This is a genomic window from Microbulbifer aggregans, from assembly GCF_001750105.1.
Lineage (GTDB): Bacteria > Pseudomonadota > Gammaproteobacteria > Pseudomonadales > Cellvibrionaceae > Microbulbifer > Microbulbifer aggregans.
Genome location: NZ_CP014143.1, coordinates 3,584,464 through 3,608,777, shown reverse-complemented (window position 1 = coordinate 3,608,777; position 24,314 = coordinate 3,584,464). Strand labels below are relative to the sequence as shown.

Here is a 24,314-nt window from a genome sequence, read left to right as displayed (position 1 = left end):
GCCCTTATCTTAAGGTGATGGGGCTCGAGGCAGTGGGCGAATTGGATGCACCGTGATTCCGGCGGGCAGAGAGGGTAGGGTGCACGTGGACGGGGAATAGTCGGCATGCCGCAACAGACCTACCATGTTTAATGGCTGGCGCTCATCGCTCTGCATAAGCGCTGTGTCACCGGAGGCAATATCGGTATAAGCGCGATAAAGGTTCCGGATGTTGCGTACATAGAGCACAGGTTCCTGGCCGCGGGCGTAACCGTAACGCGCTTTTTCGAAGTAGCGCGGTTCCGAGAGTTTGAGCATGGCGACTTCAACATTGTCGAACCACTGGTTCGGATCCAGACCCAGTTGGCTGGCCAGTGCCCTGGCGTCACGTAAGTGACCGATGCCCGCGTTATAGGCGGCGAGGGAAAACCACAACTTTTCATCGGCCGGCAGGTCGTCCTCAAAGCGGTCCCGCACCCAGTTGAGGTACTTGGTGCCCGCGTGGACCGAGTGTTCGGGGTCGAACAGTGGACCCCGGAACCCCATTTCCTGCGCAGTCCGTGGCATGACCTGCATTAATCCCTGTGCGCCCACGTGGGACTCCGCCTTCGGGTCGAAATTGCTCTCCTGCCACATCTGTGCCACCACCAGTCGCCAGTCGAGGTTGTGCTGCAGAGCGTACTTCCTGACCAGTTCATCAAAGGGCGATAGTTTCCCGCCTGGCAGAAGTCGGGCTTTGGCCTTGTTTAGCAGCTGTTCATCGGGCCGGAAATAGCTGTCAACCATGGCCCGGTTTTCCTTGTTTTCAAGAAAACCTTTCAGGAATCCATCGACTTTGCCGAGTAAGGTTTCATTACCTTCCGCTACCATCCACCCCTGGGGAAGAGGGTCGCTGACCACAGCGCCTTTTACTAACTGCGGGTAGAGTGCTATCTGAAGGTCGGCGAGATTGGAGTCTTCCAGGGTTGCGTCAAACTTGCCCTCGGCAACACCTCTGATTATTTCCATAAAGGTGGTTCCTTCAGGCGCGACTTCAATCTCCAAGTCGATGCCTTTCTGCCGCAGCCGTTGTGCGGTTTCGATAAAAGCCGAGTGAGCTCGCAATACGAGAGTCCTGCCATTGAGATCCTGCAGGGAATCAATGGGCGGGGAGTCCTTGTTGCTCAGGGCCCGCTGTGAGGTTTCGAGAATTGGCTGGCTGAAGGCAATCCCTTGTCTTTCGCGACTTTGGGTAATTGTGGAGGTGGCCCCCGCAATGTCGGCCCGCCCGGACTTCACATAGTCGATCAGGTCATGTTTATCCGGCACCACGATCATCTGCAGCTCGAGGTCATTTTTTTCGGCAAAATCCCTGGCCAGCTCATAGTCGAGACCAGTGAGGACGCCTTTCCAGAGCGCGTAGCTGGGGCCGTTGTAAGTGGCGAAACGCAGCACGCCGGATTTCTTGATCGAACTCCAGTCCGCCTCGCGCTTTCCGGGAGCTGTTACGAGGGTCTTGGTCAGGAAGTTGTTGATCCGGGTTTGTAGCTCTCTGGCATCCTTCCGCACGGCCCACACCATCGCGACCGGTTCACCGATGGCCCCCCCGACTTTGACATCCCCATGGTAGCGCCTCAAGGACTCAGCTCTATCCTGTTGTATGACTGTGGTCAGAGGTTTATCCCCGTCCATGGAATCAAGAAACTGCGTCATCAGCTGGTCTGCCAGGAGTTCACGCACCGTGAGCTTGGCCGCGGGGTGCTCGGCCACGAATTTGTGAACGTGGACCGCAATCATGCTGTCGGCGAGGACGGTGAGTTCGACGTTCTTTAGCTTTGCCGGATCGCTGATATCCGGCCCTTTTTTACCGGTTACCAGTACTCGACTGGTTCTTTGCAGTGGTTCACTGAGACCGAGTATGTCCCGACGCTGTTGCGTGGCCTCGAGGTTATCTGCGATAACATCGGCCTCGCCGTTGATCACCATATCGATCCCTTGCTGGGGGGTTAACGCCACCAGGAACTGCGCCTTCAGTCCCAGCTGGTCGGCCAGACGCTTGGCCAGCACGTCGTGGCTTTGGCTGACGATCGCAGTCCTGGCAAAAACGCCGCCGGGGTCTTCGTAGAGGTGTACAAAGCGGATAATGCCGCGCTTCTTGATGGCCTGCAGGTCGCCGGTTTCCCGGTAATTTTGGAAGATGTGATCACCCTGGGGCTGTTCGGATACCCCTTCAATTTCTCCCTCCACTGGCTGTGAATCAGCCGGTTTTTCCGCTTCCCGCTCCCCACAGCCTGTGCTCACGGTTAAAGTGAGGGCGAGGAAGGTTAGTAAGAGGCAGTGAAGAAAAGCCGGGTAATCCGGGCGTCGGGTGAGGTGACTCTGACCCATGGCGATCTCCTGCGTGCTGCATGGGAGAACAGATGGGCGCGCTTGGCGGCCGTGAGAAAGCGGTCGCGCGGCGGTGGCGTCAGCGCTTTCCCTACGAGTGCGGCCAATGGCCCTGAGCGGCCCTGCCGCCGGTCTGGGGCAGGGCAGGTGTTGAGGCCTCATGGTAGTGTCGGGGTATCACCACCGCTAACGCACGATATCCAGGGGCGAGTAGGAATGGAGGGCAAGCCGGTCTTGCCCGAAATTGACTTACTCTACGATGGCTGAGAACTCCCCATCGGCCAGCCGGGTAGTGACCCGCTGGCCGCTCTGCAGTGACGTCGCTTTCTTGATTACATGCTGGTTCTCGTCGCGGACGATGGCGTAGCCGCGTTGCAGCACCGCCAGGGGGCTGACGTTTTGCAGTAGCTGCACCTGATGCGCCAGCAGTTCCCCGCGGCGCTGCAGCTGAAATTCCATGTCCCGATGCAGCCGTTCCCTGAGCGTTCCCAGCTGCTGTTGGCGGTTGCGCAGCTCCCGCTCCGGGTGCACGAGGGTAAAGGCGCTGGTTGCCAGTTCCAGTTCCCGGCGGCGGTCTTGCAGGCCCTGCCTGATCGCACCCTTGAGGCGCAGCTCCAGGTGGTCGAGGCGCTGGGCGCGGTTCTGCAGCTGTTCCCGCGGATGGCGGATACGGTTGCCGGTCAGCTGTACCTGCTGGCGCAGGTGTCGTAGCTGCAGTTGCAGTCCGCGATACAGGCGCTGGCGGATTTCGCTGAAGGTCGCCAGCAATTCGGCCGCATTGGCGCTGGCGATCTCTGCGGCGGCCGATGGCGTCGGTGCGCGCAGGTCCGCCACCAGATCCGCGATGGTGGTATCGGTTTCGTGGCCAACGGCAGAAATGGTGGGAATCGGGCATTGCGCCAGGGCGCGGGCGACGATTTCCTCATTAAAGGCCCACAGGTCTTCCAGGGAGCCACCGCCACGGCCGACGATCAGCAGGTCGTGGCGGCCTGACTGGCCCGCCTTCCGGATCGCAGCGGCAATCTGCTCTGCGGCCCCCTGGCCCTGTACCTGCACTGGCCACAGTTCTATCTTGGCTGCCGGGTAGCGGCGGCCCAGTACCTGGATCATGTCGCGGACCGCGGCGCCGGTGGGGGAGGTGATGATGCCGATATTGGCCGGCAGATAGGGCAGCGGCTTCTTGCGGGCCGGGTCGAACAGGCCCTCTGCCTGCAGCCTGGCCTTCAGGGCTTCCAGCTGGCGCATCAGGGCACCGAGGCCGGCTTCTTCCATATGTTCCACGATCAGCTGGAACTCGCCGCGTCCCTCATAGAGGCTGACCCGGGCGCGGATCAGCACTTCGCGGCCGTTCTCCGGCCGGAACCGCACGCTGCGGTTGCGCCCGCGAAACATGGCGCAGCGCACCTGGGCGCGAGGATCTTTGAGAGTAAAGTACCAGTGCCCGGAGCTCGGCGCGGCGAAGTTGGAAATCTCGCCACTCACCCACAGCAGCGGCACACTGCTCTCCAGCAGGTGCTTGACCTCGCGGTTGAGGTCGCTGACCGACAGGACACTGCGCTGGGGGCCGGAGCTGGGCGGGGTCGATGGCATTTCTGACTCGCGAGGCTAAATTTGGTGGGCCAATATTGCAGTATCCGGATTCCAGGTAAAGTGCCCAGCCTGCCGCACCGGCAATTCGGGGTGGAATGGTGCAAAAATGGCTTTCGTTGCCCGGGATCTTGCGGCTATAATCGCGCCGATACCCAATCCCGCACTTTCGAGGTTTGAGTGTCCATGTCTGAATCCGGTCTGCGCATTGCGCGCGAAGCTCTCACTTTTGACGATGTCCTGCTGGTGCCCGGCTATTCCGAGGTAACCGCCAAAGATGTCTCCCTGAAGACCAAGCTGTCTCGCAACATTTCTCTGAATATTCCCCTGGTGTCCGCTGCCATGGATACCGTGACCGAGTCGCGCCTGGCCATTGCTCTGGCCCAGGAAGGTGGCATCGGCATCATCCATAAAAGCATGTCGATCGAAGATCAGGCGCTGGCAGTGCGCGCGGTCAAGAAGTTCGAAGCCGGCGTGGTCAAGGACCCGATCACCATCGAGTCCAACGCCACCGTACGCGAGCTGATCGCCCTGACCACCCACCACAACATCTCCGGCGTGCCGGTGATGGAGAAGGGCAACCTGGTGGGAATCGTCACCAGCCGCGACGTGCGCTTCCAGACCGACCTGGATGCCACTGTCGCCAGTATCATGACCCCCAGCGAGCGACTGGTGACTGTCGAAGAGGGCGCCGCACCCCAGAAAGTCCAGGAGTTGTTGCACAAGCACCGCATTGAGAAGGTGCTGGTGGTCAATAACGACCTCGAGCTGCGTGGCCTGATCACCGTCAAGGATTTCAACAAGGCGGAACAGTACCCCAATTCCTGTAAGGATGCCGATGGCCGCCTGCGTGTAGGCGCTTCCGTCGGTACCAGCCCGGATACCGATGACCGCGTCGCCGCACTGGTTGAGGCCGGCGTCGATGTGCTGGTGGTGGATACGGCCCACGGCCACTCCCGCAACGTGATCGAGCGTGTGCGCCGGATCAAGGAGATGCATCCGCAAGTGGATGTGATCGGCGGCAATATCGCCACCGCTGAAGCGGCCAAGGCCCTGCTGGAAGCGGGCGCGGATGCCGTGAAGGTCGGTATCGGCCCGGGCTCCATCTGTACTACCCGCATTGTCAGCGGTGTGGGCGTGCCCCAGATCAGCGCGATCGCCGAGGTCGCCAAGGCGCTGGAAGGCACTGAAGTGCCTTTGATTGCCGATGGCGGTATCCGCTTCTCCGGTGATATCGCCAAGGCGATCGTCGCCGGTGCCAGCTCCGTGATGATGGGCTCCATGTTCGCCGGTACCGAAGAGGCACCGGGCGAGGTTGAGCTGTACCAGGGGCGGACCTACAAGTCCTACCGTGGCATGGGCTCTCTGGGCGCCATGTCCCGCACCCAGGGTTCCTCCGACCGCTACTTCCAGGATGCCAGCAAGGGCGCCGAAAAGCTGGTACCGGAAGGTATCGAGGGTCGGGTGCCATACAAGGGCCCCATTGCCGCCATCGTGCATCAGATGATGGGTGGCCTGCGTTCCGCCATGGGCTATACCGGTAGCTCGACTATCGAAACCATGCGTACCAGGCCTGAGTTTGTGCGGGTTACCTCCGCGGGCATGGGCGAGTCCCATGTGCACGACGTGACCATCACCAAGGAAGCGCCGAACTACCCGGTCGGCGGCCGCTGATGGCAGCGCTGCTGCGATAGCCCTGTCGCGGCAGCATCTATTCTTTTTCTGAAGGCGAGCGGACCCGATGGGTCCGTTCGCAGTTTCTGGGTATAACCCTGATCGACGAGTAAGCCATGTCTCAAGATATCCACGCCAGCCGAATCCTGATTCTCGACTTCGGCTCCCAGTACACCCAGCTGATCGCCCGCCGTGTGCGCGAGCTGGGCGTTTTCTCCGAAATCCGCGCCTTCGATATGACGGAGGAAGAGATTCGCGAGTACAACCCCAAAGGGATCATTCTCGCCGGTGGCCCCGAATCCGTGCCGGAAGAGGGCTCTCCGCGGGCACCGGAGGCGGTGTATGAACTGGGCGTGCCGGTACTGGGCATCTGCTACGGCATGCAGACCATGGCCCACCAGCTGGGCGGCGCCGTGCAGGGCAGTGATATCCGCGAATTCGGTTATGCGCAGGTGAAAGTGGAGGGCAGCTCGGCCCTGCTGAACGATATCAAGGATCACCTGGACGGTGACGGCCACGCGCTGCTGGATGTGTGGATGAGTCACGGTGACAAAGTGGTGAAGATGCCCGAGGGCTTCGAGCTGATGGCGTCCACCGGATCCTGTCCGATCGCCGGCATGTACCATGCGGACAAAAATTTCTTTGGTGTGCAGTTCCACCCTGAGGTAACCCATACCCTGCAGGGCAAGCGCATTTACGAGCACTTCGTGATCGAAATCTGTGGCTGTGAAAAGCTGTGGACGCCGGCCAACATTATCGAGGACTCCATCGCCAAGGTGCGTGAGCAGGTGGGCAGCGGCAAGGTGCTGCTGGGCCTGTCGGGCGGCGTGGACAGCTCGGTGGTGGCCGCGCTCCTGCACAAGGCTATTGGCGACCAGCTCACCTGTGTGTTCGTGGACAATGGCCTGCTGCGCAAAAATGAAGGCGATCAGGTGATGGAAATGTTCGCCGAGAACATGGGTGTGAAAGTGATCCGCGCCGATGCTGAGGACCTGTTCCTGTCCAAGCTGGCCGGTGAAGACGAGCCGGAAGCCAAGCGCAAGATCATCGGCAATACCTTTATCGAGATCTTCGACGAGGAAGCCGCCAAGCTGAAGGACGTGAACTACCTGGCCCAGGGCACTATCTATCCGGACGTGATCGAGTCCGCGGCCGCCAAGACCGGCAAAGCCCATGTGATCAAGTCACACCATAACGTCGGTGGCTTGCCGGAAGACATGAAGATGGAGCTGGTGGAGCCGCTCCGGGAGCTGTTCAAGGATGAAGTGCGCAAGATCGGCCTGGAGCTCGGTCTTCCCTACGACATGGTCTACCGTCACCCCTTCCCGGGGCCGGGACTGGGCGTGCGTATTCTCGGTGAGGTGAAGAAGAACTACGCCGATATCCTGCGGGAGGCGGATGCCATCTTTATCGAGGAACTGCACAACGCGGACTGGTACCACAAAACCAGCCAGGCCTTTGCCGTATTCCTGCCGGTGAAATCCGTCGGCGTCGTTGGTGATGGCCGTCGTTACGAATACGTCATTGCCCTGCGTGCGGTTGAGACCGTGGATTTCATGACTGCCCGCTGGGCGCATCTGCCCTACGAGCTGATCGAAAAGGTCTCCAACCGCATCATCAACGAGATCGAGAATGTCTCGCGGGTGACCTACGACGTCTCCAGTAAACCCCCCGCTACGATCGAGTGGGAATGACCCCAATCCCGGCCAGAAACGATTGAGTACTTTTCTGGCCGGGAAGCTCCGCGGCGGGTTATTTTTCCAGCGCACCAGATACCGTCATCTCTTTACCCTCGACGGATTATGGTGATGCTGGCGTCACCGGTAATAATCTGCTCGAGGTCCCGCAGCGTGTTGATCGCAGTACGCTAACGGGCCTGTTCCGGAACAAAGCTGGCCGTACTATACAGCGCTGCGGGCACATACCCTGTTAGCGTAAGACAATTAAATAGCGGCCTCTTTGATGGCCATTTTGTCATCGGCATCGGCGTTACCATCTACGTCGGGTTCCGGTCGGGTGGCAGCCAGATCTATTTCCGCCAAGGGAAACAGGTCGATTGCGTCAAATTCCAGTACCAGATCCTTATTGATGGAGTGACTGTTTGGCGTTGCCAGGTCCACAGAGTCCTCGGCAAAGGACTCATCCAGCTGTAGGTCTTCGAAAAGGCTCTCGGGGCTAAGGATTGCAGGGCTGCCAGCGCTACCTTGGTTTTTCTCCTCTTTATCAGCCGCTGCCATGCCGCTGATGACACGCTTGTTTTCGGTATTGCCGGCCTCAGCCGCGCCCGACGCTGGCAAGTCAGAAGGGCCCTGACTGATGGCTTCATCCAATTGCGGCTCCTCGATAGAGCTGCCTGTGCGGGGAGGGGCTGGGTCGCCGGCGTTTTCCTGGCCTTTGTCCTGACTAACTGAAACCGTCATCTCGCCTTCCTCCGCTTCGGCTGAGTCCGCCTCCGGCGCAGGTGGTGGAGCTTCGCCGCCCCAGTGACTAGTGAGTGAATCCAAGTTGAGAATCTGATTCTCTGCCGGGGCCTCAGTAGCTGTACGTCGCTTAAGCCACCAGTCCCGCAGCTGGCTGAGGGCTACACCTACCGCGAAAGCGGCCAGGGCCAAGAGCAGCAGGGCAGTAAAGCTGGGGCCCGCGTCACGGATGATGACAGGGGCCGGCACAGCCGGTGGTGTCGCGTTGCTGATTGTGTCGGGAGTAATGGCGGTGCTGTCGGCTCCAGCACGGGTGGAGGCGTCATTACGCATTTGCGCTTTCAGCTCCTCGATGCGCTGTTCCTGCAGTTGCAGCATTTCCTGCATAACGGCCATATAGTCGCTGGCTTCAATACGCTGGATCTGTTGGCGCAACTGCTCGTTCTCCCGATTGACTTTGTCGATCTGCTCCTTAATAGCATCAATTTCCTCTCTGGGGTGCACAGTGCGACTGCCACTGTTGCCCGCCGGACTGCCAGAAAGGCGCAGGCGGCCCTGGGCTGTTTCGTTGCTCTGGACCACGGAAGAAGCTGTATTCATGGACCGGGAAGATGGCTCACGCCCGGCTGGGCTCGGCGCGGCAGCGACTGGCGGCGCAGAATAATCATTGGCGCCGGGGAGATCTAATAGTGCACCGGCCTGCAGGCGGTTCATGTCGCCATTGAGGAATGCGTGCGGGTTACGTGCATGGATGGCCGCCATTACAGCATCAAGCGGGATACTGATATCGGGCTGTAGCTGGCGGGCAATGCGCCAGAGGCTATCTCCGGGAGCCACGCGCCATTGCTTACCAGCGTAGGTGAGGTTCCCCGGGGCGGGACTTGTGCCGGGGGCTTGGGTGGCCGGGCTGGCGGGGTTGGTCGGGGCTGTTGCCGCAGTTGGCGGGGCGATTGGCGGCGGGTCTAACAGCAGATCGTAGTCACGATAGAGGGTGCCGCCGGGCCAGCTCAGTTCCAGGACGAAGCTGACAAAGGGCTCATTCAACGGCGCGGGTGACTTTACCTGGATGGTAAGACCGCTGGACATCTCGCTGACATCGATTGAGAGAGGCAGGGCAGTGGCGGCCAGATCGTAGCCCATTTGCTTGGCATCAATGCCGACTACCTGGCGGACCCTGACTTGCGACACATCCAGTGAGGCGCTGCGATCCAATATGGGAATTTCCACAGCGAGCGGATAGCCGAGAGTGGTTTTTAGCGACGCATTACCCAGTCCCAGAGCCAGGGTTGGCGCGCTGGCGAGAATCAGGGGGATTTGGAGAATGAATGCAAGAAGTGATACGGGTCGCGAGTGTATTGGCAAGGTATGGCGTAGATCCATTACGCTTTCTCCGGTGGCCAAGCAAGTGTGGCGTTTTGGCGAAGTCGAAGTCAGGTAACCTTCCCTGTTAGCCTGTCTTTATCGTTATCTAGCGTCTGTATATAGCACACGTCGTCACATTGCGCCGGTGGGTGGTCATGGTCAGAACTCGTCTTTGAGCCAGGAGCGGGCGACCAACCAGCGGTGCTGAATGCTGTTTCAACTCCCTCCATGGCCGGTCCACCGTTGCCTGCTTCCCACCGGCAATGGGAGTGGTCGCGTCGCAGATACCTTTCAATTGGCCGCAGTCAGCTGCCATAGGTTCCAGTCACGATAATTTGCGCCAAGAACCACCTGAGATGATCGTCGGGCATTGACTTTCTCGAGTGGCACCAGCAAGCCTTTCCACAGCAAAGCGCTAACCTGTCAAGAGCTGAATTTAGCTTCAATTGTTGTCAAGTCTGTTTTAGAGGAGGTTGTAACCTGTTGATTTTCAAGAGGATATTGCCTTGATTAAAATTTCTTCATATTAAGGTTACAACGGTGTCATGGGGGCTGGCGGGGATTTACCGGTATTTGCTCACAGAGATATCCACAGATTCTGTGGACGGCGTAGACGACGCGTCCCTATCTGTCGAATAAAAAAACAAAGTCGGCGCGGAATTCCTCAGGCCCGCAAAAAAGATGAAGTTGGCGGCAAAAAAATACCCGGCCTGGGGCCGGGTATTGGATAGGCGTGAATGTCTGAATTGACGGGTTTGACTAGCGGAAGCGCATCTCCACGCGACGGTTCGCAGCTCGGCCTTCCGCTGTGTCATTGGTCGCCACAGGTTGCGTCTCCCCATAGCCGTTAGCGGACAACTGTTCCGCAGCGACGCCGTTGCGAATCAGGTAGGCGCGCACGCTGTCGGCCCGCTGCTGGGACAGCCGCAGGTTGAAATTGTCGTTGCCCTGGCTGTCGGTGTGGCCGGCGATCTCCACCCGGGCATCCGGCTGGCTGCGCAGTGCCTGGGCCACGTTGAGTAGCGCTTCCTGCGCCGCAGGTTTCAAGTTGGTGGAGCCGGTTTCGAAGTGAATATCCGCCAGAGTGATGGTCTGGTTCGCGATCACGCAACCGTCGCTGTCCACCTGAGCCCCGGGCAGGGTGTCGGGACAGCGGTCATCCCGGTCCAGAACCCCGTCGCCATCGGAATCAGCAAGGTTGACCTCTACGGGTCCTCGATCGATCGGCTCCGGCGCTTTCGCGTAGACGGGAGGTGGTGGGGGCGGCGGGCAGCGCAGGGGGATACTGATGCCGAAGCCAAACTGCCAGTCGTTCATGCCGTTCTCAAAGAAGTCGTGCAGGTAGCGCACTTCTGCCCGCAGGCGGATGCCACGTCGGGAGATCTCCTGGGTGGTGAAGCCCGCCGCCAGGTTGATAAAGGCATTGGTTTCGTCATCATCGTCGGGTAGCACGTCGTCATAGACGGCACCAAAGCCGGCGAGCACGTAAGGGGTGTACCAGTCCCGGTCCCCGAACTGGTAGGTGGTGTCAAAGCCGATGCCGGCCATGTAGAAATCGGACTGGTCGGTAAACTCATCAGTTTCGAACACATCTTCCGTTTCGAGAATGGCTCCGAACACCTGGACCTCGGAATACCAGGGGCCGGTCCAGCCCCAGCCATACGCAGCGCGGAGACCACCGTTCTGCAGTTCGGTATTGCGGTCGCCGTCGACCCGGGTGAAGTAGGGCATCAGGTCCAGGTAACCATCCTCGGGGCCTTCCGCCAGAGCGGCCGGTGCCGCGGCGATGGCCGTGGACAGGGCGAGGGAGTGAACGAGAAATCGACGCATGGGGTCATCCTTGTTGTCTGTGTTATTCCTTCCGGGCGTCAGGGGTGAAAACTTTCCCTGTAATCTTTTTTTGTTGGAATAGGATTTCAAGGAGTATTTAGACCAATTCGGCGTCAGCGCCAAGTCCGTGGCGCTTGAAAACCTTTTTTTGGCGGGAATTACGTTGGAATGCCGCGCCAGTACGGCTCACAGCGACATCCTCGAAGAGAGGCGTTGAAAAGCGCTACAGCTGGTGGCGGAAGCTGATCAGTGCGGCGGTAACTGCAACATTCAGGCTTTCCACATTGTTCTGCATGGGGATGCGAACGAGGCGGGTGCACTGCCTGGCGACTGACTCCCCGACGCCGCGAGTCTCATTGCCAAGCACAAAAATGGTGGGCTTATTGCCGCTTACGCTCGAGAGCGTCTCCTCGGCATGGGAAGACAGCCCGCACACTTCGGCACCGGCAGAGCGAAACTTTTCCAGAGTCGGTGCGAGGGAATCACAGCGGAGTATGCGAGTCTTGAACAGGGTTCCGGTGCTGGCCTTGATGACCAGTGGATCGATCTGCGCACATCCCTTGCGCGGCAACAGGATGGCGTCGATACCTCCGGCACAGGCAGAGCGGATGATCATGCCGAGATTCTGGGGGTTGGTGATCCCATCCAGGGCGAGAAGCTCGTAGCTGGCCTGCTCCTCTGCCAGAAACCGATCAGCGGTGCCGTAATGTGGCAACGCCAGATCCAGCGCCACTCCCTGATCCTGGCGCGCGTTTTTCGAAATACGTGACAGTCCTTTGCGGTCCCAGTGGGCAACTTCAATCTGTCGCTCACTGGCCAGTTGTTCCATGCGTGCGATCAGCTGGTCCCGACGGTTGCTGGTGGCGAGGTGCAGCTTGTGCACGGGGAGGGACAGGTCTTCCAGGGCTTCCAGCACTGGCTTGCGGCCATAGATGGTCAGCAGGCTGTCGTAAAAAGCGCGCTTTTGCAGGTATTCGGGGGAGTCTTTCACTGCGGGTTTCCGTTCAAAATGGCCTCGAGTTTTTCGGCTGCGTCGTCAGCCAGCGGGCCACGGCGAGCCAACTCTACACAGGCGAGCCCCAGCTGGCGATAGTTCTCTGCCAGCAGTGGCGAGGTCTCTGTCAGTACGGCGAGCTGTTTTTCGACAGTGGTCGCGTCGCCGCGGGCGATCGGCCCGGTCAGGGATGCCCCGGGCCCAAGATCCATATTGTTGCGGGCAGTCTGCATGACAATCGGTCGCAGCAGTGCCAGAGCCTCTTCTTCCTGCATGCCTGCCCCTGCGAAGCACTGCAGGCTGAGATCCATCAGTGCGGTCAAGTAGTTACAGGCAAAGACCGAGCCGGCGTGATAGAGGGTTTTCTGTTCGGAAGAGATGGTGACTGTTGGGCAATCCAGAGCGGAAAATGCAGCGCGCAAGACAGTGACAGCAGCGTCATTACCCTCGATGGCTACGGTGCTGCCAGCCAGGGCCTCCAGCGAGCGGACGGGATCAGCAAAGCTGTGCACCGGGTGGGCACTGGCGACGTTTGCCGGGTGGCAGGCCCTCAGGATCTCCGAACTCAACGCGCCGCTGCAATGAAAAACCACGGGTGCGTTTGAGCCGGCGGACAGAGTCTCGAGGTGGGCCGCCAGTGCTGTTGCCAGCTCAGTGATCTGGCCATCTGCTGACGCGATCAGCCAGCAGTCGGCGGTGGGCATTGCGTCGATCGAAGCGCAGGCTTTACCGGCACCGATAAAGTCCACGGCGGCTTTGCCGCTGTGCAGGGAGCGGTTGCACACCGCTCGGACGTCGAATACACCCCGCTCCTGCCATAGACGACCAAGAGTGCGACCGAGCTTTCCGGCTCCGATGATATTCAGGCTCTTGGTTGCCGATGTATCTCGTGAATGCCCACCTTCACGGAGGGGCGTTGAAAATTTTTCCATCGCTGCCGTCGGTATTTCAGAGAGGGGAGGAGGTAAGGCGGGCGGTGCCCGCCAGGGGTCAATTGCCGCTCAGACAGTTGAGATAGGCGGAAACGGCATTCGCGAGGCCCATGTTCAGGGCATCCACTGTCAATGCGTGGCCGATGGAAACTTCCTGTAGGCCCGGCAGGGTGCGATAGCGGGGCAGGTTGATCAGGTTCAGATCGTGGCCCGCATTAATGCCGAGCCCGAGTGTGCGGGCGTGTTCCGCGGCTGCACAGTGCGCGGCAAAAACCGCATCGAGCTGATCACTCTGCTGCGCCACTGCCTCTGCATACGGGCCGGTGTACAGCTCGATTCGATCGGCGCCCACTTCCCGCGCCAGGCTGATTTGTTCCAGATCCGGGTCCATGAAAAGGCTGACACGGATATTGGCATCCTTGAGCTGCTGGATGATCGGTTCCAGTCGGCTGCCATCGCGCTTCAGGTCGAAGCCGTGATCGGAGGTGAGCTGGTCATTGCTGTCTGGTACCAGTGTGCACTGATCCGGTGCCGTCTCCAGTACCAGCGGCATCAGTCCTGGGTAATCGTCCATGGGCCCGGCGAACGGATTGCCTTCCACATTGAATTCGATGCCTTCGAATCCGGCACAAAGCCTGGCGAGGTCGCGCACATCGCCGGGTCGAATATGACGCTGGTCCGGCCGCGGGTGCACGGTGATTCCCTGGGCACCGGTCTCCAGGCAGGTGCGGCCGTGGGCCACGACGTCCGGGAAATTACCCTCGCGGGAATTGCGGATCAGGGCGATTTTGTTCAGGTTGACGCTCAGTGCAATCACGGCTCACCCCTCTTTTGACTGCTGGTTTTTCATTGTGTCAGCGAGGCGTTCGGCCTTGAGGATTCTGACCGGAACGTTGGGGGCATTGGGGTAGGCCCGGTAAAGCCCCTGCGGCTCTGCGGCAATTTTATCCACTACTTCCATGCCTTCGATGACTTTGCCAAATACGGTATAGCCCGGTTTTTCCTCGCTGGCGTCCAGATGGCTGTTGTTCGCCAGATTGATAAAAAACTGTGAGGTGGCAGTGTTCGGGTCACTGTGGCGCGCCATGGCCAGGGTGCCGCGTGTGTTGCGTAACCCATTGGCGGATTCGTTGGCAATCGGCTCCCCGGTCTCTTTTTTCTGGAAGTCGAAAGTCAGCCCGCCGGTCTGGGCCATAAAGCCCGGAATGACGCGGTGGAATATCACCCCGTCGTAAAAGCCGCTGTCCACATAGCCGAGAAAGTTGTTCACCGTGCCCGGTGCTTTTTCGGTAAACAACTCAATGCGAATGGTGCCGAGGTCGGTTTTCAGGTCTACCTTGGGATTGGCCGCCATGGCGGGAAGTGCCAGAAAAACACCGAGGAGAAGAGCGCAGAAGAGACGCATATTGTTTTCCCTGTCCTTGGATACACCCCCGCTTAGCGGGGGCGCAATGATGCCTTAAAAGCGGATTAGTTGGCCCACTCGGAGTTGCGGCGGCGGCGACGGAAGTGGGGCGCGATCATGGCGAGGATAGCACCGGCGGCCACAGACACTGCGCCATACATGTACCACTTGTGTTGCTCGCTGGCCGACAGGCGCTGGATTTCCGCCTCTGCCATGATCTGTTTCTGCTTGAGCAGTTCATGTTGATGAAGCAGTTTCTGGTGGCGTTCGTTAAGGGCCACGGCGTCAGCGGACAGGGTTTTCAGGTTTTTGAGCTCTGTGGTCAGCTGGTCGGCTTTCTCTTCCGCACTGGTCAGCTTGTTGCTCAGTTCCTGGTTTTCACCTTCCAGGCGACGGACCTCGCCACCCAGGTTGCCCTCCATTTTCTCAAAGCGCTCCAGGTTGGCCACGGCCCGCTGTAGCTTGATCTCTGCAGTGGCTTCACTGACCAGGTATTGGCGGCGTACCCAGCCCTCTTCACCGGTGGGGGTGCGCACACGCGCCCAGCCGTCTTCCGGGGCGTCTTCCAGCAATACCAGTTTGGTACCGCTCGGCAGTCCGCTGTGGAGGATACGGAATTCATTGCCCTTGCCGGAGCGTAGGGGAACATGCAATTGGTCGGTGATATAGCGGGTGCTACCGCTTTGAGCGAATGTATTGAGGCTCGTCGCGAGGAGCGCGGCGATGGCGAGTCCAGTCAGTGTTTTCATCATTTGAATACAGCGTTTTTATCGATTTGCGGTTCGGTGCGGGTCAGGGCAGTACGGCCTTGAAGGGCTTGACGGTGACGTTGGCGTAGACGCCGGCAGCGACGTAAGGGTCGGCATCTGCCCAGGACTTCGCCTCTTCCAGGGAAGCGAAGTCGGCAATTACCAGGCTGCCAGTAAAGCCCGCTTCGCCGGGATCTTCGCTGTCGATGGCGGGGTGCGGACCCGCTACCAGCAGGCGCCCTTCATCCTTCAGTCGGTTCAGGCGAGCGAGGTGATCTGGTCGGGCCCCCTTGCGCTTTGCCAGGCTGTCGCTCACATCTTCACTGATAATGGCATACCACATGGTTAATTTATGCTCTTATGTAATGAGAAAGGTTGTCGAAAAATTACTTCACCACGATCACTTCTTCGAGCTTCAAGCCCGAGAGCTTGCCGATACGGTGGAACAGGAAAAAGAGTGCGCCCATCAGGATGATGGTGGCCGGCAGGGCGATTACCGGAAAACTGAGCGCGGTCATCTTGCCGAGCTCCGCATTGAAGGCCTCGGTGCCGGGCGGGCTCTGCAACAGCACTTTGGCGAGGATATAGTTCAGGGCGGAAGACAGGAAAAAAGATCCCGCAATCATCCAGGAGGCATGCTGCAGGGCGCGATCGAAGGCGGTCAGGTTTCCGCGGCCTTCCAGTGCACGGGCGATTTTGGCCGTATCGAGGATGCGGTCGTTGTACAACAAAGTCCGCACCAGCGGCCAGCGGGTGTAGAGCGAACCCAGCGTGGCCAGGCCCAGAAGACCCGGGATAGCCGCCTCCTTGATGGCGATGTATTTGGCGTCCAGCTCCAGCAGGCTGATACCACCGGTGAGCAGGATGCTGATAATGCCCAGCGCGGAGAAGAAATTGACCTTGCCGGACTGGGAGAAGTCGCGCAGGCCGTACACGAGCGGGAACGCCAGTGCCACTACGATCGCCAGCTTGGTGCCCAGCCAGTCATCGCCGGACAGCTTGGTCAGGATCAGCGTGGGAATAACGATATTGAGCAGCAGGTTCAGGAGCAGGCTCTCCCGCTTTGGTTGCTGCACAGCGGTGGTCGGATTGGTTTCGGTCATGCTCGGTTCCGGTGATAATGCCCGCGGTCGAGGCGCGACAGCAGCCGGGCTTTTCCTGCCTGCTGGTGCCGGTGTCGGTGGCCAATGCCGCCGACGGTTGCGGGCGCAGCTATGACAGCTTTTTTGCCCGTTGGTTCAACGCGGATGTCCGATCCGCCGCTGAGAAAAGGGAGGCCGATGTGAAAGCCCTGCCGCCGACTGCATTAACAGGTCTGGTCGACCTGCACTGCCACAGCACGGCGTCGGACGGTATTTTAAGTCCTGCACAGCTGGTGTCGAGGGCGAAATCCCGCGGCGTGACCCTATTGTCCCTGACCGATCACGATACCGTGGCCGGAATCCCCGAGGCCCGGGCGGCCGCGGCTGAGCAGGGTATCTCCCTGGTGCCCGGTATCGAGTTCTCCAGTCGCTGGGGCAAGCAGCTCGTTCATCTGGTGGGGCTGGACGTGAACCCCGAGTCATCCCGTTTGCAGCAAGCCATCCAGCAGCGGGATCTGTTGAGGGCCGAGCGCGCCGAGCGCATTGCCGAACGCCTTGAGAAGCGGGGCTTTGCCGGTGCCCTGGAGGGCGCCCGGCGGCTGGCGGGCGACGGGGTACTCGGGCGGCCCCACTTTGCCCGCTGGCTAGTCGAGGCCGGCCATGTGGAGGATGCAGCCAGAGCATTCAAGCGTTACCTCGGGGCTGGCAAATGTGGTGATGTGACCGTCGAGTGGCCGCAACTGGAAGAGACGGTGGCGGAGATTCACGGTGCCGGCGGCTATGCCGTGCTGGCCCACCCGCTCAAGTACGGAATGACCCGAACCCGACTGCTCCGCCTGATGACTGCGTTTCGTGCCGCCGGCGGCGACGGGGTGGAGCTCCTCTGTGGGCGGCAGAATCCGGTGCAGACGCGGGAAGTGGTGCGGCTTATGGCGGAGGCTTCCGCCGAGGCAGGGGTGCCGGGGGCCCTGCTCAGCTCTGTGGGCAGCGACTTTCACCAGCCGGACCAGCCCTGGCGGGAGCTGGGTTGCGTCCAGTTGCCAGCGGACGTCGAGCCGGTCTGGAATCTGTGGCAAACTAGCGCCAACGAAACGGCCGCAACGCCCGACTGAAGCCGGTCCGGGCTCTGGCTGAGGGAATTCTCAGGGGGTCACTTTGGCGCAGTTCTTCCAGATTCATCCGGACAACCCACAGGCGCGTCTGGTCCGGCAAGCCGCAGATATCGTCGCATCCGGGGGCGTCATCGTCTTTCCCACGGACTCTGCCTATGCCATTGGCTGCCGGGTGGGGGAAAAGCTGGCGCTGGAGCGCATCCGCGCCCTGCGCCAGCTGGACAAACAACACAATTTCACCCTGATGTGTCGCGACCTCTCGGAGCTGGCCAGCTATGCCAAGGTGGACAATCAGATGTTCCGCCTGCTCAAGGCCCACAGCCCTGGTCCCTATACCTTTATCATGCCGGCCACCGCCGAAGTACCGCGCCGGCTTGTGCACCCCAAGCGCAAGACCATCGGGCTCCGCGTTCCGGATAACGCCATCGTGCAGGCCCTGATCGAGGAGCTGGGCGAGCCCCTGATGAGCTGCAGTCTGATCATGCCCGGCGAGTCACAACCACTGACGGATCCCTACGAGATTCGTGACCTGCTGGAACACCAGGTGGAGCTGATTGTCGACGGGGGCTTCTGTGGGTTGGAGGCCACGACCGTGGTGGATCTGACCGGGGACGAGCCGGAGCTGATTCGACAGGGCTGTGGGCCGATCGACGAGATCATCAGCTGAGGACGCTGTCGAGGTAGCGGTGTATAATCGCGCGTTTGTATTTCGAGGGTAGGGCAGCGTGTCCAGTGAAGAGTTACTAGCCGAGGCAGAGCAGCAGATTCTCGCAGACGTGGCCGAGGCCGCCGAGCGGGCTGCCGGTGGCGAAGCTGGGGACGATGTTGCGGAACCGGAATCCGGCGCAGCTGCTGCCGATGGGCCCCGTCAGGGCGAAATGCCCTTTGCCATGGTGCAGGGCGAGGCGTTTACCGAGCTGCCCGCTGACCTGTACATCCCACCCGATGCTCTGGAAGTAATCCTGGAGGCCTTTGAGGGGCCCCTGGACCTGCTGCTGTACCTGATCCGCCGCCAGAATCTCGATATTCTCCAGATCAATGTCGCCGACATCACTCGTCAGTACATGGGCTATGTGGAGATGATGACGGCGATGCGTTTCGAGCTCGCGGCGGAATACCTGGTCATGGCCGCCATGCTGGCGGAGATCAAGTCCCGCATGCTGCTGCCGCGGCCACCCGAATCCGAGGAAGAGGACGGCGAGGATCCCCGCGCGGCGCTTATCCGTCGCCTGCAGGAATACGAGCGCTTCAAGACCGCGGCCGAAGATATCGACGAGGTTCCCCGGATGGGGCGCGATATCCACCAGGCTAGCGCCGAGGCCCCGGACCGCAACATCACCCGTCCGGACCCCGAGGTTTCCCTGCAGGAAGTGCTGGTGGCGCTGTCACAAGTGCTGCGCCGTGCCGACATGTTCGAGAGCCACCAGGTGTCGCGCGAGAAACTCTCCACCCGAGAGCGTATGACCCAGGTGCTGGACCGTATCCGCCACCGCCAGTTTGTGCCGTTCGTCAGCCTATTCAAGGAGGAAGAGGGGCGCCTCGGGGTAGTGGTGACCTTCCTCGCGGTGATGGAACTGGTCAAGGAATCCCTGATCGAGCTGATCCAGAATGAGCCTTTCGGCCCCATTCACGTGCGTGCTGGCGGCCAGGAGGTCGAAGGCGGGGAGGAAATCGGTGATAGCGAGGATTTCAGCGCTGCGGAGGACCCGCAGGAAGAACTGCTGGAGCCGGTTGACGATGCCATCGAGCCGCAGGGTTCAGCTGCTGCTCCCCAGGATACCGTCGTAGAGTAAAGACAATTTCGGTCACGTGTATGTGTGGCCAACCGTGAATCAGAGTGAAGCAATGACTATTGCCCCGGAATTACTGCGCCGCATCGTTGAGGGCGCCCTGCTGGCATCGGGCCAGCCCCTGTCGGAGGACCGCTTGCTGTCCCTGATCGACGAGGGCGAACGCCCGGACAAGGCCGCCCTGCGCGAGGCCCTGCAGCAGATCGCCGAGAGCTGTGCCGAGCGCGGTTTTGAGCTGCGTGAGGTGGCCAGCGGCTGGCGTTTTCAGGTGCCCGAGGACCTGGCGCCCTGGGTCAACCGCCTGTGGGAAGAGAAGCCGCAGAAGTATTCCCGCGCAACGCTGGAGACCCTGGCGATTATTGCCTACCGGCAGCCGATCACGCGTGGCGATATCGAGGAAATTCGCGGGGTGGCGGTGAGTTCGCACATCGTCAAAACCCTGTCCGAGCGCGGCTGGATCAAGGTGGTGGGGCAGCGGGATGTACCGGGCCGGCCCTCTCTTTACGCGACCACCAAGGAATTCCTCGACTACTTTAACCTCCGCACCCTGGATGATCTGCCGACCCTGGCGGAGATCCGCGATATCGACAGCCTCAACCAGGCGCTGGAATTGGATCAGCAGCCAGGTGGCGTCGACGCAGGCAGTCCTGAGAGCAGTGACGAGAGCGAGGGGGAAGCGGAACAGAGTGTCGATGACAGCGCCGAAGAAATCACCGGAGAAGCCGCTGAAGAGGCTGTCAGTGAAGCTGCTGACGAGGTTGTCGGGCAGGCTAGTGGCGAAAGCATCGAGATCGGGGGCAGCGCCGAACTCGACGAAACAGCGAATGTTGCCGATACCGAGGCTGAAGCAGATCTCTCTGTCGAGCCCGTCGTAGCTGAGCCCGAAGCACTGGAACCGATGGGCGGTGATATGCCGCTCGCGGATGAAGCGGATTTGCCGGCCGGGGAATCCCTCGAGGTGGAGAGCGCTGCGGAAGCCACCGGTGCGGGAACCGAGTCCGCTGACCCTGACGAGACCGAAAGCCCTGAGGCGGAGTCCGTGTCTGAATCCGGGAGTATCAGTGAAAGCCTTTTCTCTGATGAGGAAGTAATGCCAGTCGAAGAGACTGAAGACGCCCCCGAGCTGACAGAGCAGAGTGAAGCCGCCGATGAAGAAACCGAGCAGCAGCGGAAAGAATTGGAACCAGCAACCTGATGAGTGAAGAGACTGCCCCGAAAGGGGAAAAACTGCAGAAGGTACTGGCGCGTACGGGAGTGGGCTCCCGGCGTGAAATGGAGCGCGCCATCGAGGCCGGCCGGGTGACGGTCAACGGCCAGGTCGCGGAGCTCGGTGAGCGGGTAACCGGCGAGGATCATATCGAGTTAGATGGCCGCCGCCTGCCTGCCGCAGAGGAAAACCGCTGCCGGGTCATTGTGTACAACAAGCCCGTCGGAGAGATCTGTTCCAGGCATGATCCTGAGGGTCGCCCGACTGTCTACGATCGGTTGCCAAAGCTGCCGTCCGGCCGCTGGATTTCCGTCGGCCGCCTGGACTTCAACACCAGCGGCCTGTTGCTATTTACGAACAGCGGTGAGCTGGCAAACAGGCTGATGCACCCCTCTTCGGTGATCGATCGCGAATACCTGGTGCGCATTCAGGGGCAGGTTACCGACGAGATGAAAAAGCACCTGCTCGAGGGCGTGCTGCTGGAGGATGGCGTCGCACGTTTTACCGACATCGTCGAGAGCGGCGGAGAGGGCCACAACCGCTGGTTCTACTGCGTGGTGATGGAGGGGCGCAATCGGGAGGTACGTCGCCTGTGGGAATCCCAGGGCGTTCGTGTCAGCCGCCTGAAGCGGGTGCGTTACGGCAGTGTGTTCATTCCCTCCAACGTTCGCGTGGGCCAGTGGATTGAAATGGAGCCCAAGGAGATCGACGATCTCTGCGTTACCGCCGGCATGCCCAAACTGGGTCAGCGCCCTCTGACACAGGCCGAGCGTCAGAACCTGCAGCGCCAACGGCGCAAGTTGCGAAAGCCTCCGGCCCGTCGCAAGCCACCAAAAGGCTGAGCCTCAGCGGCGGAGCCGGAAACGGTCAGGCGGAAGCATCCGGCCTGACCGGTAATGTGGGAGGATCAGATTGTCTCCTCCTCGACCGGCTCTTCGGCTTCTTCCTCTAGCACCTCACCGTCAAGCACTTCTCCCTGTATACCCGGATCCACGTCACCGGGATCGGTCTCCATGTCGTCCGCACCTTCTGAACCTTCCAGTGGCAACTCGGTATCTGAGCCGTTGTCCTCCTGGGAGCTTTCCTCCATCTCCGCAGTGGAAGTTGACGCCTCGGACTCCACCAGATTCTTCAGCTTTTGCAGACCCTGTTCGTAAGACTGGCCGATCATCCGCTTGACCATCAGGCCGAACCAGCGGGCAATGGGGCTGCCACCCAGGTCTGTGCTGAACCACCAGGTAACATTGGTGCCGCTGCCCTGGGGCTGCAAGCGGATTTCTGAAGTCGCCTGACCCTGTGCGGCGAAGTTCAGGTCCATACGCACCAGTGAATTGGGCTGGCTGGTGACGATGGTCTGAGAGCCGGTGCCAACGCTCGGGTTTTCGCTCTGCCAGCTCATGGTTGCCCCGATGCCGGATTCCGGTCCGCTGTACTCGTACTCCGTCGTCGGGTCCAGCTGGTACCAGGGGGACCAGCTGTTGAAGTTGCGCAGGTTGTTAACGTAGCTGAAGACCGACTCGGGGGGCTTGGTGATGTAAACGCTGCGTTCGACAATGATTTCCCGCGGCAGCAGGAATCCCGCCAGTATGAGCAGAGCGATAAATATCAGGATGTAGAGAATCCAGCGCATAACGGAGCCCTTTTATTGAAGTTTTGGCTCAGACCGCAGCCTTGTTGCAATGATCTTTGATCGCGTTGGGATGTGCAACGGCGGCGAGGCTCAGTGCTCGCCCAGTGACAGCAGTGGTAGCGAAATCTCCACACACAGTCCGCCTTCGGCAACGTTGCGTGCTGATATTTCGCCACCGTGATGACTGATGGTGCGTTGAGCGATGGCGAGGCCCAGGCCCACGCCGCCACTGTCACGGGTCCGGGCGCTGTCGGTGCGGTAGAAAGGCCGGAAAATTGCCTGCAGCTCACTCTCTTCGACCCCGCTGCCGGAGTCGATCACCTGTATTTTGCAGAGCTGCCCGTCGCTGCCGGCGATCACGGTGACCGAGCTGCCAGCCGGGCTGTATTTGATCGCATTGCGCAAAATGTTTTCCAGCGCGGCGGTCAGGGAACTGCCCCGCGTGGCTACCAGCAATTCTTCTTCTGCCAGTTGTGGCCGCACCTGCAGGTTTTTCGCCCGCGCTTCAGGGCCCAGGTCTTCAGTGAGGGCGTTGAGTAGTGCCCCAACTTCCACCACGTCGTCCAGCGGCCGCTGGTCGGCGCCGGCCACCGGCAGCGACAGCACGTCCGCAATGATGTCTTCCAGATAGTCGGCCGCCTTACCGATCCGGTCCAGCTCGCCGTCCAGCCTGCCGTCGCTTTTCTGTCGGGCGATCCCCAGAGCGACCTGCAGGCGGGCCAGGGGAGAACGTAATTCGTGGGACACATCCTTGATCAGGCGGCGCTGCTCCGCCATGGAAGACTGCAGCTGGGCGGTCATGGAATCGAAATCCTCTGCCAGCTCGGACAGTTCGTCCCCGCGTCTGGCCAGTGCGGGGCTAACACGGTAATCCAGCTCCCCGGCGGCAACCCGCCGGGTCGCCGCCCGCAACTTGTCCAGGGGCCGGCTCAAGTAGCGCGCAAGCCAGTAGCAGGCAATACCGGACGCGAGCGCCGACAACAGCAGCATCGGCCAGAAGTTGCGCAGGATAAAGCGGAGCAGCAGTTCCTCCTTGCTGCTGCCGGCAATAAAGGCTACCCGCAGGCTGTCACCATCCCGCTGGGGCATAAAAAAAGCCACTGTGGGCTTGTTATTGACCAGCCCGTGATCCTCGCGGTTGCGGAAGCTCAATACCTGGAACAGCGGCGCCATATCGCGGGGGATGGCGCGACCGAGGATTTCGGCACCGCTGCGGTCGATGGCGTAAATCCGGTCGCGCGCTTCGGGAGGCTGCCGCTCCAGCCAGAAACGGAAGCTCTCTGGTCCGTGGCGGCGGGTCATGCGCAGATTGCGGGAGAGCTGGCGGAAGAGGGCGGCGGATTCCCAGCGGTCCTCCAGGCGCGGGTCGCCCACCTCGCGGACCTGGGTGACGTAGACCGTGGCCACCACCATGACCACGGCGGTGATCCAGGCACCGAAGAACATTTTCCAGAACAGGGAGCGCATCAGGCTTGGCCGCTCTTGGTTAACTTGTAGCCGGCGCCGCGAATATTGATGATGAGGTCCCGGCTGGCTCCCTGCTCGGACAGTTTCTTGCGGATATTGCTGACGTGCACGTCGATGGAGCGGTCGTAGGGCATCAGCCTGCGGCCGAGCGCCTGCTCTGTGAGGACTTCCTTGCTGACGACTTCTCCCACTTGTTCCAGCAGAACCCGTAGCACGGAGAACTCTGCGCCAGTGAGGGAGAGTGGTTGCTCACTCCAGTAACCCTGGTGTTCATCGGGGACCAGTTTCAAGGGCCCGCTGCTGAGCGATGTGCCGCCGGTGTCTTCGGCTTCGATACGTCCCCTGCGCAGCACCGCGCGTAGTCTTGCAGCCAGCTCACGAGGATTGCAGGGCTTGGGCAGGTAATCGTCGGCCCCCATCTCCAGGCCGACAATCCGGTCGACCGTATCGCCTTTGGCGGTGAGCATCAGCACGGGCAGGGAGCGGGAGGGCCCGGCCTCCTCGCGCAACTTGCGCAGCACATCAAAACCGGAGTGAACCGGCAGCATGACGTCCAGGACCAGGGCATCAAAGGTCTCGCGCTGAGCAAGTTCGAGGCCGCTCGCGCCATCGTTGGCCACGGTGACATCGAAGCCCTCTGCGGTAAGGAATTCCCGCAGCAGATCGGTAAGTTCCAGGTCATCGTCGACGAGAAGAATGCGGCTCATGTGTGGCTCCAGTCTGTTAT

21 protein-coding genes are annotated in these 24,314 nt (G+C 60.6%); 7 read left to right on the top strand and 14 right to left on the bottom strand.

Annotated elements, in window-relative coordinates:
- Positions 1–9 precede the first annotated feature (9 nt).
- On the bottom strand, positions 10–2,346 hold the full coding sequence (locus tag AUP74_RS15815) for a transporter substrate-binding domain-containing protein (RefSeq protein WP_069948402.1): 2,337 nt from the start codon (positions 2,344–2,346) through the stop codon (positions 10–12).
- A gap of 249 nt (positions 2,347–2,595) precedes the next feature.
- On the bottom strand, positions 2,596–3,936 hold the full coding sequence (xseA, locus tag AUP74_RS15810) for an exodeoxyribonuclease VII large subunit (RefSeq protein WP_069948401.1): 1,341 nt from the start codon (positions 3,934–3,936) through the stop codon (positions 2,596–2,598).
- Positions 3,937–4,119: 183 nt separating this feature from the next.
- Between xseA and guaB the strand changes: the two genes are divergently transcribed.
- Both guaB and guaA read left to right on the top strand, forming a co-directional pair.
- Positions 4,120–5,607: an IMP dehydrogenase gene (gene guaB, locus AUP74_RS15805; RefSeq protein WP_069948400.1), complete on the top strand. Its 1,488-nt coding sequence runs from the start codon at positions 4,120–4,122 to the stop codon at positions 5,605–5,607.
- A gap of 116 nt (positions 5,608–5,723) precedes the next feature.
- Complete coding sequence (gene guaA, locus AUP74_RS15800; protein WP_069948399.1) at positions 5,724–7,301, top strand: glutamine-hydrolyzing GMP synthase; 1,578 nt, start codon at positions 5,724–5,726, stop codon at positions 7,299–7,301.
- Between the two features lie 249 nt (positions 7,302–7,550).
- On the opposite strand, the gene AUP74_RS15795 is transcribed toward guaA, so the two are convergent.
- The 9 genes from AUP74_RS15795 to AUP74_RS15755 all read right to left on the bottom strand — a co-directional run bounded on the left by AUP74_RS15795 (position 7,551) and on the right by AUP74_RS15755 (position 16,402).
- Complete coding sequence (locus AUP74_RS15795; protein ID WP_083261048.1) at positions 7,551–9,407, bottom strand: type IV pilus assembly protein FimV; 1,857 nt, start codon at positions 9,405–9,407, stop codon at positions 7,551–7,553.
- 741 nt (positions 9,408–10,148) lie between these two features.
- Positions 10,149–11,219 carry an OmpA family protein gene (locus AUP74_RS15790; protein WP_069948397.1) on the bottom strand — a complete coding sequence of 357 codons (1,071 nt, stop codon included), beginning with the start codon at positions 11,217–11,219 and terminating at the stop codon, positions 10,149–10,151.
- A 223-nt stretch (positions 11,220–11,442) separates the two neighbouring features.
- Positions 11,443–12,210 carry a TrmH family RNA methyltransferase gene (locus AUP74_RS15785; RefSeq protein ID WP_069948396.1) on the bottom strand — a complete coding sequence of 256 codons (768 nt, stop codon included), beginning with the start codon at positions 12,208–12,210 and terminating at the stop codon, positions 11,443–11,445.
- On the bottom strand, positions 12,207–13,145 hold the full coding sequence (locus AUP74_RS15780) for a Rossmann-like and DUF2520 domain-containing protein (protein WP_083261047.1): 939 nt from the start codon (positions 13,143–13,145) through the stop codon (positions 12,207–12,209). The genes AUP74_RS15785 and AUP74_RS15780 overlap by 4 nt, the downstream gene beginning before the upstream one ends.
- Positions 13,146–13,203: 58 nt before the next feature.
- Positions 13,204–13,962 (bottom strand): pyridoxine 5'-phosphate synthase, encoded by a 759-nt coding sequence (locus AUP74_RS15775; protein ID WP_069948395.1) that lies wholly within the window; start codon positions 13,960–13,962, stop codon positions 13,204–13,206.
- Between the two features lie 3 nt (positions 13,963–13,965).
- A complete protein-coding gene (locus AUP74_RS15770) occupies positions 13,966–14,550 on the bottom strand; it encodes a peptidylprolyl isomerase (RefSeq protein ID WP_069948394.1) in 585 nt (194 codons plus the stop codon).
- 65 nt (positions 14,551–14,615) lie between these two features.
- Positions 14,616–15,302: a TIGR04211 family SH3 domain-containing protein gene (locus AUP74_RS15765; RefSeq protein WP_069948393.1), complete on the bottom strand. Its 687-nt coding sequence runs from the start codon at positions 15,300–15,302 to the stop codon at positions 14,616–14,618.
- Positions 15,303–15,342: 40 nt separating this feature from the next.
- A complete protein-coding gene (locus AUP74_RS15760; RefSeq protein WP_069948392.1) occupies positions 15,343–15,642 on the bottom strand; it encodes a YciI family protein in 300 nt (99 codons plus the stop codon).
- Positions 15,643–15,685: 43 nt separating this feature from the next.
- Positions 15,686–16,402 carry a VC0807 family protein gene (locus AUP74_RS15755; RefSeq protein ID WP_069948391.1) on the bottom strand — a complete coding sequence of 239 codons (717 nt, stop codon included), beginning with the start codon at positions 16,400–16,402 and terminating at the stop codon, positions 15,686–15,688.
- Between the two features lie 17 nt (positions 16,403–16,419).
- On the opposite strand from AUP74_RS15755, the gene AUP74_RS15750 reads away from it, so the two are divergent.
- From AUP74_RS15750 to rluB, 5 genes are read left to right on the top strand one after another with little or no spacing between them, the layout of a single operon-like run.
- The gene (locus AUP74_RS15750) at positions 16,420–17,493 is read left to right on the top strand and encodes a PHP domain-containing protein (protein ID WP_083261046.1); all 1,074 of its coding nucleotides are present in this window, start codon (positions 16,420–16,422) and stop codon (positions 17,491–17,493) included.
- Positions 17,494–17,536: 43 nt separating this feature from the next.
- A complete protein-coding gene (locus AUP74_RS15745) occupies positions 17,537–18,160 on the top strand; it encodes an L-threonylcarbamoyladenylate synthase (RefSeq protein WP_069948390.1) in 624 nt (207 codons plus the stop codon).
- A gap of 58 nt (positions 18,161–18,218) precedes the next feature.
- Positions 18,219–19,286, top strand: coding sequence for a segregation and condensation protein A (locus AUP74_RS15740; RefSeq protein ID WP_069948389.1), 1,068 nt, complete (start codon positions 18,219–18,221; stop codon positions 19,284–19,286).
- A 52-nt stretch (positions 19,287–19,338) separates the two neighbouring features.
- Entirely contained in the window at positions 19,339–20,478 is a 1,140-nt protein-coding gene (gene scpB, locus AUP74_RS15735) for an SMC-Scp complex subunit ScpB (RefSeq protein WP_069948388.1), read from the top strand.
- Positions 20,478–21,332, top strand: a complete 855-nt coding sequence (gene rluB, locus AUP74_RS15730; protein WP_069948387.1) for a 23S rRNA pseudouridine(2605) synthase RluB — start codon at positions 20,478–20,480, stop codon at positions 21,330–21,332. Before scpB ends, rluB begins: the two co-directional genes overlap by 1 nt.
- A gap of 65 nt (positions 21,333–21,397) precedes the next feature.
- Here rluB and AUP74_RS15725 read toward each other — a convergent pair whose 3' ends face one another.
- From AUP74_RS15725 to AUP74_RS15715, 3 genes are all read right to left on the bottom strand, one after another.
- A complete protein-coding gene (locus tag AUP74_RS15725) occupies positions 21,398–22,120 on the bottom strand; it encodes an SRPBCC family protein (RefSeq protein ID WP_069948386.1) in 723 nt (240 codons plus the stop codon).
- A gap of 90 nt (positions 22,121–22,210) precedes the next feature.
- Entirely contained in the window at positions 22,211–23,587 is a 1,377-nt protein-coding gene (locus AUP74_RS15720; protein WP_069948385.1) for an ATP-binding protein, read from the bottom strand.
- Complete coding sequence (locus tag AUP74_RS15715; RefSeq protein WP_069948384.1) at positions 23,587–24,294, bottom strand: response regulator transcription factor; 708 nt, start codon at positions 24,292–24,294, stop codon at positions 23,587–23,589. The genes AUP74_RS15720 and AUP74_RS15715 overlap by 1 nt, the downstream gene beginning before the upstream one ends.
- Positions 24,295–24,314 lie beyond the last annotated feature (20 nt).